This window comes from Neisseria sp. P0021.S005 (assembly GCF_051956955.1).
On the sequence record NZ_JBQCWY010000951.1, the window covers coordinates 1 to 459 of the forward strand.

The following is a 459-nucleotide window of genomic DNA, read 5'->3' on the forward strand; positions in this document are numbered from 1 at the left end:
CCTCCGGCGTAATCACAGTAACTTTACCGCCAAGCTCCGTACCCAATGCCGCAGCCAGCCCTTGGCCTAAAAGAATATCAAATTCGCCCGGCGTCAAATCGGCGAAACTGCCGGCCGGCATATCTTTGCCGTAATCAACGACATTTTTTTCTTCAGACGGCAAGATACCGCGTATCTGCACACCGCGCACTTCACCGGCATTGGCAAGCAAAGCCTGATCGGAAACATAAGGCGCGCTGGCCAATACTTCCTTTTTGCCTTTTACAAATTCGCGCAAATTCTGCCAACCCGGCGCACTGCCGACATCGTAATAGCCGATTTCTGCATGAGGTGCGACGTTCAACAATTGACCGCGTATCTCTTTCTGAAATCCGTTCATCACTGATAGCACCACAATCAGCGCCGTTACGCCCAAGGCGATACCGGCGATTGAAATCATGGTAATAAATGACATAAAGC

The 459-nt window shown here is 50.8% G+C and carries 1 protein-coding gene; it reads right to left on the minus strand.

Going from position 1 to position 459, the window contains the following annotated elements; translation table 11 throughout:
• A partial coding sequence (locus ACTHUE_RS20320; RefSeq protein ID WP_440424313.1) for an ABC transporter permease occupies nt 1-459 on the minus strand: 459 nt, incomplete at both ends.